16 protein-coding genes are annotated in these 13,071 nt (G+C 38.8%); 7 read left to right on the top strand and 9 right to left on the bottom strand.

The window, feature by feature from the left end:
• Positions 1 to 42 precede the first annotated feature (42 nt).
• The gene (locus tag F7888_RS10655; RefSeq protein WP_225228733.1) at positions 43 to 513 is read right to left on the bottom strand and encodes a hypothetical protein; all 471 of its coding nucleotides are present in this window, start codon (positions 511 to 513) and stop codon (positions 43 to 45) included.
• Positions 514 to 1,048: 535 nt separating this feature from the next.
• On the opposite strand from F7888_RS10655, the gene pssA reads away from it, so the two are divergent.
• Positions 1,049 to 1,738, top strand: coding sequence for a CDP-diacylglycerol--serine O-phosphatidyltransferase (gene pssA, locus F7888_RS10650; protein ID WP_412095994.1), 690 nt, complete (start codon positions 1,049 to 1,051; stop codon positions 1,736 to 1,738).
• Between the two features lie 35 nt (positions 1,739 to 1,773).
• Here pssA and lepB read toward each other — a convergent pair whose 3' ends face one another.
• On the bottom strand, positions 1,774 to 2,403 hold the full coding sequence (lepB, locus tag F7888_RS10645; protein ID WP_191779251.1) for a signal peptidase I: 630 nt from the start codon (positions 2,401 to 2,403) through the stop codon (positions 1,774 to 1,776).
• Between the two features lie 630 nt (positions 2,404 to 3,033).
• Positions 3,034 to 3,225, bottom strand: coding sequence for a hypothetical protein (locus F7888_RS10640; RefSeq protein ID WP_191779249.1), 192 nt, complete (start codon positions 3,223 to 3,225; stop codon positions 3,034 to 3,036).
• Positions 3,226 to 3,490: 265 nt separating this feature from the next.
• Between F7888_RS10640 and F7888_RS10635 the strand changes: the two genes are divergently transcribed.
• Together F7888_RS10635 and F7888_RS10630 are read left to right on the top strand one after the other, a co-directional pair.
• Complete coding sequence (locus tag F7888_RS10635; RefSeq protein ID WP_191779247.1) at positions 3,491 to 3,946, top strand: DinB family protein; 456 nt, start codon at positions 3,491 to 3,493, stop codon at positions 3,944 to 3,946.
• 58 nt (positions 3,947 to 4,004) lie between these two features.
• Positions 4,005 to 4,370, top strand: a complete 366-nt coding sequence (locus tag F7888_RS10630; RefSeq protein WP_191779245.1) for a hypothetical protein — start codon at positions 4,005 to 4,007, stop codon at positions 4,368 to 4,370.
• 29 nt (positions 4,371 to 4,399) lie between these two features.
• Here F7888_RS10630 and F7888_RS10625 read toward each other — a convergent pair whose 3' ends face one another.
• A complete protein-coding gene (locus tag F7888_RS10625; RefSeq protein WP_191779244.1) occupies positions 4,400 to 4,933 on the bottom strand; it encodes a hypothetical protein in 534 nt (177 codons plus the stop codon).
• Positions 4,899 to 5,399 carry a hypothetical protein gene (locus F7888_RS10620; RefSeq protein ID WP_191779242.1) on the bottom strand — a complete coding sequence of 167 codons (501 nt, stop codon included), beginning with the start codon at positions 5,397 to 5,399 and terminating at the stop codon, positions 4,899 to 4,901. Before F7888_RS10620 ends, F7888_RS10625 begins: the two co-directional genes overlap by 35 nt.
• A gap of 337 nt (positions 5,400 to 5,736) precedes the next feature.
• Between F7888_RS10620 and F7888_RS10615 the strand changes: the two genes are divergently transcribed.
• Both F7888_RS10615 and F7888_RS10610 read left to right on the top strand, forming a co-directional pair.
• The gene (locus F7888_RS10615; RefSeq protein WP_191779240.1) at positions 5,737 to 5,883 is read left to right on the top strand and encodes a hypothetical protein; all 147 of its coding nucleotides are present in this window, start codon (positions 5,737 to 5,739) and stop codon (positions 5,881 to 5,883) included.
• A gap of 176 nt (positions 5,884 to 6,059) precedes the next feature.
• Positions 6,060 to 6,458 (top strand): VOC family protein, encoded by a 399-nt coding sequence (locus F7888_RS10610; protein ID WP_191779238.1) that lies wholly within the window; start codon positions 6,060 to 6,062, stop codon positions 6,456 to 6,458.
• Positions 6,459 to 7,239: 781 nt separating this feature from the next.
• On the opposite strand, the gene F7888_RS10605 is transcribed toward F7888_RS10610, so the two are convergent.
• The gene (locus F7888_RS10605) at positions 7,240 to 8,817 is read right to left on the bottom strand and encodes a bifunctional metallophosphatase/5'-nucleotidase (protein WP_191779236.1); all 1,578 of its coding nucleotides are present in this window, start codon (positions 8,815 to 8,817) and stop codon (positions 7,240 to 7,242) included.
• Between the two features lie 243 nt (positions 8,818 to 9,060).
• Between F7888_RS10605 and F7888_RS10600 the strand changes: the two genes are divergently transcribed.
• Positions 9,061 to 9,267: a hypothetical protein gene (locus F7888_RS10600; RefSeq protein ID WP_191779234.1), complete on the top strand. Its 207-nt coding sequence runs from the start codon at positions 9,061 to 9,063 to the stop codon at positions 9,265 to 9,267.
• A 160-nt stretch (positions 9,268 to 9,427) separates the two neighbouring features.
• Here the strand turns inward: F7888_RS10600 and F7888_RS10595 are convergent, their stop codons facing one another.
• Positions 9,428 to 10,354 (bottom strand): LCP family glycopolymer transferase, encoded by a 927-nt coding sequence (locus F7888_RS10595; RefSeq protein ID WP_191779232.1) that lies wholly within the window; start codon positions 10,352 to 10,354, stop codon positions 9,428 to 9,430.
• 259 nt (positions 10,355 to 10,613) lie between these two features.
• On the opposite strand from F7888_RS10595, the gene F7888_RS10590 reads away from it, so the two are divergent.
• Positions 10,614 to 10,931, top strand: coding sequence for a hypothetical protein (locus F7888_RS10590; protein WP_191779230.1), 318 nt, complete (start codon positions 10,614 to 10,616; stop codon positions 10,929 to 10,931).
• 106 nt (positions 10,932 to 11,037) lie between these two features.
• Here the strand turns inward: F7888_RS10590 and F7888_RS10585 are convergent, their stop codons facing one another.
• Both F7888_RS10585 and uraA read right to left on the bottom strand, forming a co-directional pair.
• Positions 11,038 to 11,406 (bottom strand): DUF4180 domain-containing protein, encoded by a 369-nt coding sequence (locus F7888_RS10585; RefSeq protein WP_191779228.1) that lies wholly within the window; start codon positions 11,404 to 11,406, stop codon positions 11,038 to 11,040.
• A 113-nt stretch (positions 11,407 to 11,519) separates the two neighbouring features.
• The gene (gene uraA / locus F7888_RS10580; protein ID WP_191779226.1) at positions 11,520 to 12,800 is read right to left on the bottom strand and encodes a uracil permease; all 1,281 of its coding nucleotides are present in this window, start codon (positions 12,798 to 12,800) and stop codon (positions 11,520 to 11,522) included.
• Positions 12,801 to 13,071 lie beyond the last annotated feature (271 nt).

Here is a 13,071-nt window from a genome sequence, read left to right as displayed (position 1 = left end):
GGGCTCGTCAAACGAGAAGGTGGTGATAATGTGGGACAAGCATCATTCATACGACCACAAGATGAGCCAGTCCCCATTTTCCTTATCTTTAGTTACAAACACATCCTGATTCAAAGTGAAGGTACCGAACTTGCTTTTAAAAGTTTGCGTAATTGGCACACGATAGACATCATTAAGTGGATCACTCTCGCGTGACATTTTCCAAGACTTCAAGGACTTCACCTTACCAATCGTATATGAGAATGTGCTCACATCAAAATGCTGCATAAACACATGATTTCGATCCTGGATATAGCCTCTACGCGTGAATTTATCCTTCATCAGTGGATGAAACAAATCCCAGGCATTGCCGAAATCAGAATCCTGCTCAAGCTGGTAAAACCGGTCAACCACGCGCTTCGCTTGAGACTCAGGAGTGCTTCGAAACAACATGAACAAGACAACCACGACCACTAACACGAGCAAACCAATCATCACGAGTCCACTTGATGACCTACGCTTCCTGTATTTCATAAATGATGGCCCCCTAAGCTTGTATATAAAACATGGATATGCTGTGGGGAAGTTGTCCTATACATAGGATCGTAGTAATAAGGGCTATTTATTTAGTGTCTTCAGGCTGCGACTTTCCAAGTGACAATTAGCAACTATTATAGAAAAATGTCAAAAATAATTATAATTCAACTGACATGAAAAGACAGAACTCGCTTGCGTTGTCCTATATAATAGGGGCATAAAAACTTATCCCCAAAGGAGAGGATCTCTGATGACAGAGGAATCGAATAACTTTCTTGTTGGAATGATGTGGGGAACCACGCTTAGCATCCCATTGTGGATTGCGTTTTTAGGCTGGTTAAAGATTTTTTTAAATTTCTTTTTTTAGCTACAACTATTTGTAACCGTTTTCATTATAAACACTTTCTTCTGGTCGAACTGAGTCATGTGGCTTGGTCGGCCTTTTCATTTGTAAGATTAACTACTATAGGGTGGATAAATAGGATATAATTATTTACACTAAGAAGATATAGCAAGTGTTGGAGGTATGAGCTTGTACGGAAAATTATTTAAAAGAAGCATTCCAAATTTATTTACGCTTTGCAATTTATATGTTGGATTTTTATCAATCTTTTTTGCGGCAAAAGGGGATTTCAAGAATGCATCGATTCTAATCCTGATTGGGATGATGTTAGACAGTATGGATGGTCGTCTGGCGCGAATGTTGAATGCTCAGTCGGAGCTAGGGAAAGAATTAGATTCTCTCGCAGATGTTGTTACATTTGGTGTGGCACCAGCGGTTTTAGTGTATTATGTATCATTTTCAAATCATGGCATGGTCGGATTGTTGGTTGCCGGGATGTTCCCACTATTTGGTGCATTCAGGTTGGCCCGATTTAATGTGACGGCGAAAAACTCACAGCATTATTTCACAGGCATTCCCATCACAGCTGCCGGCGGTTTATTAACACTAATCGTGATGTTAAAACCATGGATTCCATCGATCGTAATCACGACATCCTTTGTCGTCTTGTCATTATTAATGGTAAGTAAAATCAAAATCCCAAGCTTCAAGGATGTTCCGATCCCGAAATACGGGACTATTATTACCATACTATTCGTACTACTGCTCTATTACGTTTACAGAAGCAGCGACTTCCCATATTTGATCTATTTCGCAGTCCCATTATATGTCTTATATTTTGGCTATCGATTTAGAAAAGGGAAGCAGAAGAAAAATTAAAAAAGGGTGGTGCCTGGCACCATCCTTTTTTTGCGTTAAAACAATTGAATTTTATCAAATGGATACATTCTCATAACCACTTCACCGACGATATTCTCGATCGGCACTGGTCCGATTTCGCGACTATCACTGCTGTAGTTCCGGTTGTCTCCCATCACAAAAATCGAGCCTTCTGGTACAACAATAGGTTCAAATGGAATGGTCATTTCTTCTTTAATGTAGTCCTCATCTAGTCGTTCATTATTTCTGTACACATAGCCATCCCTGAATTCTAAGGTATCACCAGGTTCACCGATGACACGTTTAATCCAAATATTTGTATTTCCATTACTTTCCTTATCCTTGTGAGCAAGCACCGCAATGATGGGGCTGTCCTTCAAATCATCAATCCAGCTTCGTCTCTCATCGACACGGCTATCAATAATGACCATGTCACCATATTTCGGCTTGTTTGCTAAAAGAAGGGCTCCCTTAATCACGACAACTCGATCACCCACTTGATTTGGATCATTTTCATTAAGTCCAGTCAACGTCGGCTCCATCGAGCTCCCACTTACCGAATATGGCTGCCCAATAAATACAGTCACCACAATCGATAACACCACAGCAATCACAATGGCTTTCACCCAAGAAAATAATTCTTTTATGATTTGTATAAGTTTCATGAATCCACTTCCTCCAAAGAATAGGTCAATTTTATCACAAATTTGTGCCTAATTCCCAAAAGGTCTTTGGATTGAAATAATTATTACATAGTTGTAATAAAGAAGTGGCAGAGATGGATATAATTAGGAGTGCTTGGAAAAGGTTATTAATGGATATATAGTATATGAATTTATTCAACGAAATCGAAGTGGAATCCAACGAAACAGGGGGATAATCCGACGAAAGAAGAGTATGATTCAACGAACGGCCCAACCGTTCTGACAAAAGCAAATTCATTCAACGAACTCAAGGTGAAATCCAACGAAACAGAACGATTATCCGACGAAAGTCGAGCTGAATTCAACGAAAGGCTCTTGATGGATGGAAGCATATCAATTCATTCAACGAAATCGAAGTGGAATCCAACGAAATAGAGCGATCATCCAACGAAAGAATAGCAAGATTCAACGAACGGCCCAGCCGTTCTGACAAAAGCAAATTCATTCAACGAAATCAAGGTAGAATCCGACGGAACAGAGCGATAATCCGCCGAAAGTGGAGTGGAATCCAACGAAAGAACAGCATCATTCAACAAATGCCGTCCTGCGGATCAAAAAAACCTGCCCCACAAAGGAGGGCAAGTTTGATTGTTACTTAATTAAGCTTAAAAAACGCACTAATGGATTTTTGCTACGATCTAGAATTTTTAATTCATCCATGGACAATTTATGTTCATTTTCAGAAATCCAATTTTTTAATTCTTTTTTATCTTTACAATGGGTATAGTATGTTTCGCCGCCTTTACCGGTTGCGTTCACAACAAATCTGCAAGTATTCCCCATAATGCCCACCTTTAATCTTTATAATTAGTTCCTTAGAGATTATAACAGGGATGATTCATGATTTCATTATCTTTTTTTGTCGAATTTGAGACATAAATTTATCAATATTTTCGTACAAATATGAAGGGTATTTATAAAATAACTATTTTAACAAAAAAAGGGATTTCTTGATTCGTGTTGAATGTATATAATGTCGATATATGCTATGAATGATATGACACGAACTGACAGGATGACATTTCACTTTCATGAGAGGAGACCGCTGATGAAAAACTTATTTTTATATAATTGGATGGTTCGACAGGAATGGTTTGACTGGTGCAAGCAATTTTCAAATGAAGAGCTGTTAGCAGAACGCAATGGTGGAATCGGAAATATACTTCACACCCTTCTCCATATCATCGTGGTGGAATATGATTGGATTCAAGATTTAAAAGGTGGGAGGATCGCCGAAATCAGAGCGAACGACTACAAAACGCTGGAGGATGTCATTGAATTACATAACAAATGGCATGAGGAAATTGAAGAATTTGTCATGGGCTGGCATGAAGACCTCGACAAAATCGAATTAATCTTAGAAGACGACAAATATACATACGGAGAAGTGCTGAATCATATCATCGTGCACGAAATCCATCATATCGGACAATTATCAATCTGGGCAAGAGAACTTGGCAAAGAACCAATAACTGCAAACTATATTCGTAGAGGATTACAATAAGAAAGCAACCAAGCACCATGTCTTGGTCGCTTTTTTAGTAGGATGTCAGGAGGCTACTATGTTGAAAACAAAAAAGGTCACACTACCAAATCTACAAATGAAAATGCAAGAAGAATCATTTGACCCACATTTCATCAAGGAACTTCACACCATCTTTCAAAAACAAGACCCGATCGAACTCGAGTCACGACTAGAAAACCTACACTATCGCCTCCCCACAGAGTTCGAGGATGAGGATACATGCATACGAATCTATCAATTATCGCAAGACTGGATTGAACAAGAAGTCACAAAGCTAGAGGATGAAACAGAGCTATCTTGGCAGGTTCAAGCAGAGGATCTCAAGGCAGATGATGAAAGGGTAAGAAAGACACAAGTAGTGATCAGACACCGACTTTCTGAAATCGTCTATGAACTCATTTAATAACGAAAGCTCCGAGCCAACAGAAGGACTCAGAGCTTTTCAGATGATTCATTTTGCTGATATCGTTTGGATGGATGCTTCAATTGCTTCGTCAGCCATCTATAGAAAAAGACGTGTGTGGTGAACACACTAAGATAGACGGGAAAAGAATATGAAATATGCCAATTGTCATATTGAAATACATTGAAATAAAGTGAGACCCATTCAAAGAAGGTACTCGCTCCCGCCCATGCGATGACATGGATCCAGGCAGAGATGCGATAAAACCGTTCAAATGAGTAGAAAAATAAATAACCATACAAAGGGTACACAATAAGATATAATACAGCATCGAATAAATCATATTTGGTTGTATCAAAACTGTCGTATATATCAAAGGGAGGAATAGCTAAAAAAACATCATAGAGTTGCCCAATAAAAGAGTTAATGAAGATAATAGGTAAAAATACATGGATTGGAAACAGTTTTTTTGTAAGAATGGAGATTAATAATAATCCTGAAATAACAATTAGAACAAAAATTTCATTTTCATCGAACTTCTTTGGCATGATGAGAATTTCCATATAAGACCCCTGCTCTCCTTAGCATTCTACGATAGCCACGAAGTAACCCCAAGTTTCCGAGGAATACGATAATCCAATAGATAAGAGTATGATACATCTTCACTTTATGTAGATCATAAAGTTCAATAACATTACCCATGTGAATCAGAAGAGTATGAAGCAGTAATGCCGCGACCATGATCAAGATTCTATTCATAGTGGAATGAGAGTTTATCAATAGAGAAAGAAAGAAAAGAGTTAACATCGGAAAAAGATAGATAAAATTCATGATGAAAGTGATTGCTGAAATATCATTTTCTGTGAACTTAATCCATTCAAGATTCGTAACCACAATGAACACAATCTGGTATGAAAGCATAGCATTTACAAGCCAATAAAAAATCACTTCAATAGGAAGCAATTTGCTTTTTAAATTAATGATTAAGAATAGCGTTGCCATCAAAAAACAAAGAAGAAAGACAATCATCGATATCACTTCCTTATCATGTCTATATGTTATAGTATCCTTTTTGATACTTTATTATTCTATAGGGATAGTGGGTGTTGCATGGGATGTAGGACAAATATGAAATGTGGGAAACTGTAAGAAGGATTATCAAGTTTCATGACGAATTTAGGGAAAGTAACTCGACAAAAGAGGTGGTAGACTGGTGATAATCACATTAGAAGCAAGCCAATTTCTACAGCAGCTGATGAAGAAGAGAAATAAATCAGGAGTGCGAATTGGCTATAATGAAAAAAGCACATGAGGATTATCGAAATTTAAATTAACTCTGGATGAGTTAAGGGATGAAGATAATCAGATGGAAGTGATGGGCTTACCGATTTATTATCAAGAGGATGTTGCAGATAAGCTACATCGGTTACAAATCATCTATGAGAATGGAAGATTGGGCTTGAGAGATACAGATAACGATCATAATCAAAAAAATACACAAAAAATGGTTTAAAGTTACGCAGGTTGGCAATAATGGTAATGTATTCCCCCTTTTCCTTTTTTGATGCTCCTTTTTGTAGGGAGCATTTTTTGTGTCGGAAAATGAGCGGGATAAGCGAAAAAACGTTTACATTCTTCATCAGATATTTATAATTAAGGATTGAAGGTTACTAAGGGGAGGGGATTAACATGCCTAGTTACGTGACCAGAATTGCAACGTTCGAATTACCAGTAACAGATATCGAAGAGTCGGTGAATTGGTATGCCAAAATGTTGAATTTAGTCGTACAGCACAAAACAGAGCACGATGCGATGCTAAGCTTTAACGCAAAAGGGATAGCCAGCATTTATCTTGTTCGAACTGATGACCCAAAGCGAATCCACTTTGAAAATACACAGACAAAAGTGATTCATAGTGTGATCGATTTCTACACGTACAATTTAGAAGGATTTCACAAATTCCTACAGGACAACGGAGTAGATGTAGGACCACTGAATGTACAAGGGGAATTTGGTGGATTTGGCTTCAAGGATCCAGATGGAAACCTGCTAAGTGCAACGAATATTGTTCAAATTGGGCAGGAATAGGGCTGATGAACTTATAGAGACATTGTTCTCTATATTTTTTTTGTAAAAAAAGAGACTGGAGTTTTAAGTTTTTTTAAAATTCTGTAAAATAATGTCGCTATGTTTTCCTTATTGTGGTAATATAGTCGCAAAGAGAGAAATAACTTTCATTAATCAGCTAAGAGTAATCCTTTTGAAGGATAGGGACTCAAAGCAATGTACTTAGGGTCCGGGGGGTCACTATGACGGCTATGCAACCTAATGGGAAATTGGGGATGATTAAATGAAGCTAAAAGCAATTGTTTGTTTCTTACGGAGAAAACACAAGTTTAGTTATTTCGACGACCGGTGTATGACATGTGGGAAGAGGAAGAGAAATCGAGCTGCTTAATTGTAGCTCTTTTTTTGGAGGGACAAGCTGAGAGTGGGTGGTGGTGCTGAATTTGAGAAACATAGGAAGATGCTCTTATATCAAGCTATTAGACCACCATTTAGAAATTAGCGGTAAAATTTTCGCTTATATCAGAAAATGGACCAATTTTCTTTAAAATAAGGGAATTATTTACCGTTAAATCCCCAAAATCATCAAAATTGACCCGGATTTAAGCAGTTAACGGAAAATACTTCCCTTAATTCGGCCCCTTAAGCTACCCAAAACCACAATAGCAGTAAAATCTCCGCTTAAAAATCTCCCGGACACAAAATAAGATGCCGATCAGGCCAGTGGACTCGCCGAATTTGTGAAATAAAGGAAGAAATTTTGCTTATAAATCCCATGATGAATGCCAAAGAGCCCCAGCCATCACCTCTCTTTAACAACCCGCCAATTATAATTCACCTCAGCTTTGACTGTTTTGTGCTTCATAAAGTAATTAGCCAAAATCTCAGTCATGTCAATTTGAATTTCACGCACAATCCTCTTATCCTTGAACATCGCGTATTCACCGCCGCCAGTAGCTCGGTAGTTATTCATGACGATATGATAGTGTTGCTTAGGATCAAGCGGTTGCCCATTTTTCGATAGCGACACAACACGCTGTCCAAACGGCTTTGATACGTTAATCGTATACTCTATTCCTTCCCACATATCATAATTATAATGCTGCGGCTTCGGGTCATAGAAAGAAGGATTGACCTCAATTTCACCCGAATCACCGATGATGAAATAAGACGCACTACGCTCTAATGCATCCTTCATATCTTGCCCAGTCACCTCTAACACGGTCAAGGTATTCGGATAAATGTAATTTGAGACGATATCACGCATTGAAACTTCAGTTGGAAGCCCTTTTGCTTGATTATTAAAAAGGGCGGTGTTAGAAATCTCCACATGAGCGGCATCCATCTGCACCTTATTAATGAACTCAATCAGCGGGTGCTCCTTCAAGCGAACTTGAAAAGCATCATCAATGATCATATCTCCATCAATCCGGCCAATCGTTTGATCCAACCAAGTTTGTGTGGCGTCCTCATAAGGCTGAATCATTGCAAGAATGGTTTCATCTGGCGCAAAGGGTTCGACATTCACAATCGCAGGCTTCTTACTCACACAGCTCCAGCCATCATCCGTTTTCTCAAGACGAACATCAACACGCCCAATATACGCACCATTGCAGCCAGGCTGAACAATCGTCACTCCATGAACGACGCCAGTAAGCAAACGATGCTGATGTCCAGTTAATAAGATATCGATTCCAGAAACTTCTTCACAGATTGCATACGCTTGATTTTCCCCAGACAACCTTTCCGTTGGCTCTCCTGTATCAAGGTCACACTCAAATCCCCCATGATAGGAAACAATCAACAAATCGGGCTTCTCATGCGTGCGGATATGCTTAACCCAAGCCTTAGCACACGTCAAACTGTCCTCGAACGTCAAATCCTTAATATGCTCAGACTTCTCCCAATTAGGAATATAATGCGTGGTTAACCCCAAAATGGCAACCTTGAAACCATCGGCAAAACTCTTAATCACATAAGGCTTGCCAAAATAAGGCTGATTCGTCTCACGGTCTAGGATATTCGCACTTAACCATGGGAACTCAGATTCAGAAACAGCCTTCTTCAACGTCTTCATACCATAATTAAATTCATGGTTGCCAATAACAGCAGCATCATAGTTCAAATGATTCAATGTTTGAGTGATTGGATTTGAAAGGGTATCTTGATTGCGGACATAATGATAAGTAAGCGGAGTTCCTTGGATGTTGTCCCCATTGTCTATTAAAATCGTATGCGCCTCAGTCTTGCGCACATTCTTGATATAGCTGGAAATTTTGGCTAGGCCAAGCGACTGCGGCTGATTCGTGCCGTAATGAATGGGACAAATATGACCATGCAAATCACTCGTTTCTAAAATCGTAATCGAAATGTCCTTCATCTATATCCTCCTAATAACGGACTCATTTATTTTCACTATATCACTAACTATATGATAAATAACAGTATTGTTTAAAAAATGGGTGGGGATCCCTACTTATCATTCCTCGAAAAATAAGTAAGATTCAACGAAAGGCCTGCCTTTCTGAAAAAGGCAATTTAATTCAGCGAAATCGGAGAGGAATCCCACGAACCAAGAGGATAATCCGACGAAAGTGAGCATGAATTCAACAAAAGGATCTTGATGGATGTAGCATATCCATTCATTCAACGAAATCAGAGTGGAATCCAACGAACCAGAGCGATCATCCGACGAAAGAAGAGTATGATTCAACGAACGGCCCTTGATGGATGTAGCATATCAAATAAATCAACGAAATCAAGGTGGAATCCAACGAACCAAGGGGATAATCCGACGAAAGAAGAGCCGAATTCAATGAAAGGATCTTGATGGATGAAGCATATCCATTCATTCAACGAAATCAGAGTGGAATCCAACGAACCAGAGCGATAATCCGACGAAGATCCAGCAAGATTCAACGAATGCCCCCGCCCAGCCCAAACAAAAAAAGACTGCTCGGAAAGCAAGTTTCCAAACAGCCTTATCATCATTAATTCAATTCAAGATTCGTTTTTAACTTAGTAATCACAGCTTGACGCTCTTCTTCTGGCACTACATAGTAGTAAATGCCGCCGATCATTTGGCCACTACCTTTGATCATTGATTGATCATTGTTGTGACGAGCACCAGCGTAATTAGCTTGAACAGACTGCATTTCTTTGAATGTCATATTCGTTGTGATATTCCCACCAGCTACTGCTAGAAGGTCATCAATTTTAGTAACAACCGCTGGTGATGCACCTTTATCAATAATGGCACGAATCACTTCACGCTGACGATCCTGACGTCCGAAGTCACTATCAATTTTACGAACACGTGAGAATTTAAGAGCTTTTTCACCATCTAAATTAAGGGGACCTTCATTGAAAGTGACACCCTCATATGTGAAAGTCTTTGTATTATTTACAGTTATTCCACCAAGTGTATCAACAATATCCTTGAAGCTTTCCATATTCACTTTGATATAGTAATCGATCGGAATATCTAGGAACTTTTCAACTGTTGCAAGAGTCATATCTGTCCCACCGAACGCATAAGAGTGGTTGATTTTGTCTTGAGTACCACGTCCAACAATTTCAACACGAGTATCACGTGGGATACTGAGCATATTCATTGAATTTGTGTTTGGATTTAACGTGATTACAATCAGTGAATCGGCACGACCTCTATCACCTGCACGCTCATCCACACCCATTAATAGGAACGAAATAGGATCTCCTTTACCTAAATCGAATTCCTTTTCACGCATGCTAGAAGGAGTACGTTCTTCATGCATCTTATCAACCGTTGTCGCTAAGTTTTGATATAAATAAAACCCATATCCAACAACAGCAAGAACAATCACACCAATGATACTAGCAGTAATCTTTAACCACTTTTTACCGCCTTTTTTCTTTTTGCGATCTGAACGATTCATGCACATCATCCTTTTATTTAATTTTTATTAAACTGCATCTCTAGTTATCTATTTTTAGTCTAACTCTATAGTAGACGTTTGATTCGACAAAAAGTTTCAATTACTAGTTCTTTCGACATGAAAAATCATCTGAACAAAAGTATCATATCATGTTTTTTCTATTTGTCTATAAAAATTTCATAACCAACTTTCCTTAATTCTGCAAATATAGTAAAATTTTAGTAGAATATACAAAAAATCGACAATTGGAGGGAATGCTATGAAGGAGAAGCTTCTATCGATTTTGCTCAAAATAGCGATTTATACAAGTATCATCCTATCGACAATTATTTTGTTTTTTAATGGATCGTTTGGGTATTTTATCTATATTTTGCGATTTGGGGAGGCAGAGGGGACGTATGCGTTCAGCACCATCGCCATTATAGGAGCTCTACTTGCACTCGTTCCGCTCTTCTTTCATAAAAAATCAGGCAAGTTCTATTATTATGTGTTATTGTGTACCAATTCATTTATCGTTTTTTACCCAATCATGATTGATACGGTGGCTACTTATGTGTTTCCGAAGGTGATTAAGTAGATCGGGGTTAAAATAAACACGCAGCCTGACTACACTCTGCTAATTATTTTACTAATTTCTTATGAAAAAAGGCCTCAACTCTCTTTGGAGAAATGAGGTCTTTTCGCTATCGTGCATTCGCCAATTTTTCAATCGCTTCCTCTTCAGTGGCAGCGAAATAAATATGGTTTCCATTGTTACATTCATACATGAAATCACTCAGTGCTTTGCTGGTATAGGTAGAAAAATCACCGACAATCGCAAACTTAATGCTGTAATTCATAAATTTCTGCAGGATGCCACCCGCAAGCTGTGTGCGTAGATTGAAAAAATCCTCTGCAATGGCTTCTTTATTTAATACAATTCGTGAACTACCAGTTTCACTGCTAATTGACATAATCAGATCCAAGGCACTTTGTTCATCTGTTAGTAAAATTGAATCAGAGTGAGCAATTGCAATTGTATGTCCGTTTGCTTCTACCTTTTTTAGATCCATCTTCAGCGCTCCATTCTCACTTCTTTATAGCGAGTATATCAACGTAATTCTTGTTTGGTCAACTTGTTCAAAAAATACACAAAACCCCGGCACATAGCCGAGGTCCTCATGTCCTATTCGTTAGATAACTTAAGCATATCCAACAATTTGAAGAATAAGCTCAACACAATCGCCACGATTGTAGCTAGTCCCATTCCTTTTAGTTCAACTGAACCAATTGAAATCGAGATATGGCTAATCCCAACAACTAACACGATACAAGTGAGAAGCAGGTTTTGTGATTTGCTGTAGTCGATTTTTGATTCAACTAGCATACGGATACCGCTTGCTGCGATGATTCCGAATAGTAGTAGTGAAATTCCGCCCATTACTGGTGCTGGAATCGAAGAAATCAAGGCTGCTAATTTACCGATGAATGATAGGATAACAGCGATGACTGCTGCAAGTCCGATAATCCAAGTTGAGTATACACGTGAAATCGCTAATACTCCGATGTTTTCACCATAAGTTGTGTTCGGTGTTGAACCGACGAAACTTGAGATGATGGTTGAAATCCCGTTACTCATCATTGAACGGTCAAGACCAGGATCTTTTGTTAAATCCTTTTTCACGATGTTTCCAGTAACGAATAAATGTCCGATATGCTCAGGAATTAATACTAGTGCTGCTGGTAAAATCGTTAAAATCGCCGTGAGATCAAATTTCATTTGGTAATACGTTGGCATTGAGAACCATGCTGCTTCTTTTACATTTGTGAAATCAACTAATCCGAAGAAGTATGCAACAACATAACCAGCGACAATCCCGATTAGAATCGGAATGATCTTCAAGAATCCACGAAGGGAAACCCAACAAATAATCGTAATTGCAAGTGTGATAAACGCAACCGCTGCTGTTTTAGGATCAATTGCCCAATCCGCAGGAGCACCAGCTGGCGCCACCCATCCAGTCATTTCAACCGCAACTGGAACTAACTCAAGACCAATAACTGCAACGATCGCACCCATTGCTGCAGGTGGGAAAATCACATCAATCCAGCCAGTGCCTGCCACACGAATAATCAACGAGACAAGCACGAGCACAATTCCGACTGCTAAGAATCCACCTAGCGCGTAATTGTAACCTCCGCCGCCAGCGTGCTGTCCGAGCACAACAAAGACGGGGGATAAGAAGGCGAAGCTTGAACCAAGATAAGCGGGAATTTTTCCTTTAGTAATTAAAATGTATAATAGCGTCCCTAAACCGTTCATTAATAAGATCGTAGCAGGGTCAACCTGGAATAATACAGGAACCAAAACCGTTGATCCAAACATTGCGAATAAATGCTGAAGACTTAACGGTAAGCTTTGTAAAAATGGTAATTTCTCATGTACTTGAATTTCTCTTTGAGCCATTTGTCTCTCTCCTTATAATTGTCGTATAAGTTAGGTTTCCCTTTTTTAAGTATAAAAAAAGCATCTCGCCACATGTATGGCAAGATGCTTTTTCCGTATTCTATGGTTAGGGACGCATCCCTAAGCACACAACACTACGCAGAAATCCTCTTCTGCAACACCTTGCCAGCCTCTCTGGACTGAATTAAAGGTAACCGTATTAACTTATCTGTTGTTATTATATAACGAATTTGGATAGTGTCAATAGATATCCGAAAAAAATGTCGAATAG

The sequence above is a fragment of the Litchfieldia stipae genome (assembly GCF_014837155.1).
Taxonomy (GTDB): Bacteria; Bacillota; Bacilli; order Bacillales; family Bacillaceae_L; genus Litchfieldia.
The sequence above is the reverse complement of the archived record's forward strand: the minus strand, read 5'-3'. Positions and strand labels throughout refer to the sequence as shown.

Excerpts from the sequence above, each read along its gene's own strand:
- F7888_RS10655 (WP_225228733.1), bottom strand. The coding sequence starts at position 513 with ATGAAATACAGGAAGCGTAGGTCATCAAGTGGACTCGTGATGATTGGT.
- lepB (WP_191779251.1), bottom strand. The coding sequence starts at position 2,403 with ATGAAACTTATACAAATCATAAAAGAATTATTTTCTTGGGTGAAAGCC.
- F7888_RS10640 (WP_191779249.1), bottom strand. The coding sequence starts at position 3,225 with ATGGGGAATACTTGCAGATTTGTTGTGAACGCAACCGGTAAAGGCGGC.
- F7888_RS10635 (WP_191779247.1), top strand. The coding sequence starts at position 3,491 with ATGAAAAACTTATTTTTATATAATTGGATGGTTCGACAGGAATGGTTT.
- F7888_RS10630 (WP_191779245.1), top strand. The coding sequence starts at position 4,005 with ATGTTGAAAACAAAAAAGGTCACACTACCAAATCTACAAATGAAAATG.
- F7888_RS10625 (WP_191779244.1), bottom strand. The coding sequence starts at position 4,933 with ATGGAAATTCTCATCATGCCAAAGAAGTTCGATGAAAATGAAATTTTT.
- F7888_RS10620 (WP_191779242.1), bottom strand. The coding sequence starts at position 5,399 with ATGATTGTCTTTCTTCTTTGTTTTTTGATGGCAACGCTATTCTTAATC.
- F7888_RS10615 (WP_191779240.1), top strand. The coding sequence starts at position 5,737 with ATGGAAGTGATGGGCTTACCGATTTATTATCAAGAGGATGTTGCAGAT.
- F7888_RS10610 (WP_191779238.1), top strand. The coding sequence starts at position 6,060 with ATGCCTAGTTACGTGACCAGAATTGCAACGTTCGAATTACCAGTAACA.
- F7888_RS10605 (WP_191779236.1), bottom strand. The coding sequence starts at position 8,817 with ATGAAGGACATTTCGATTACGATTTTAGAAACGAGTGATTTGCATGGT.
- F7888_RS10600 (WP_191779234.1), top strand. The coding sequence starts at position 9,061 with ATGGATGTAGCATATCCATTCATTCAACGAAATCAGAGTGGAATCCAA.
- F7888_RS10595 (WP_191779232.1), bottom strand. The coding sequence starts at position 10,354 with ATGAATCGTTCAGATCGCAAAAAGAAAAAAGGCGGTAAAAAGTGGTTA.
- F7888_RS10590 (WP_191779230.1), top strand. The coding sequence starts at position 10,614 with ATGAAGGAGAAGCTTCTATCGATTTTGCTCAAAATAGCGATTTATACA.
- F7888_RS10585 (WP_191779228.1), bottom strand. The coding sequence starts at position 11,406 with ATGGATCTAAAAAAGGTAGAAGCAAACGGACATACAATTGCAATTGCT.
- uraA (WP_191779226.1), bottom strand. The coding sequence starts at position 12,800 with ATGGCTCAAAGAGAAATTCAAGTACATGAGAAATTACCATTTTTACAA.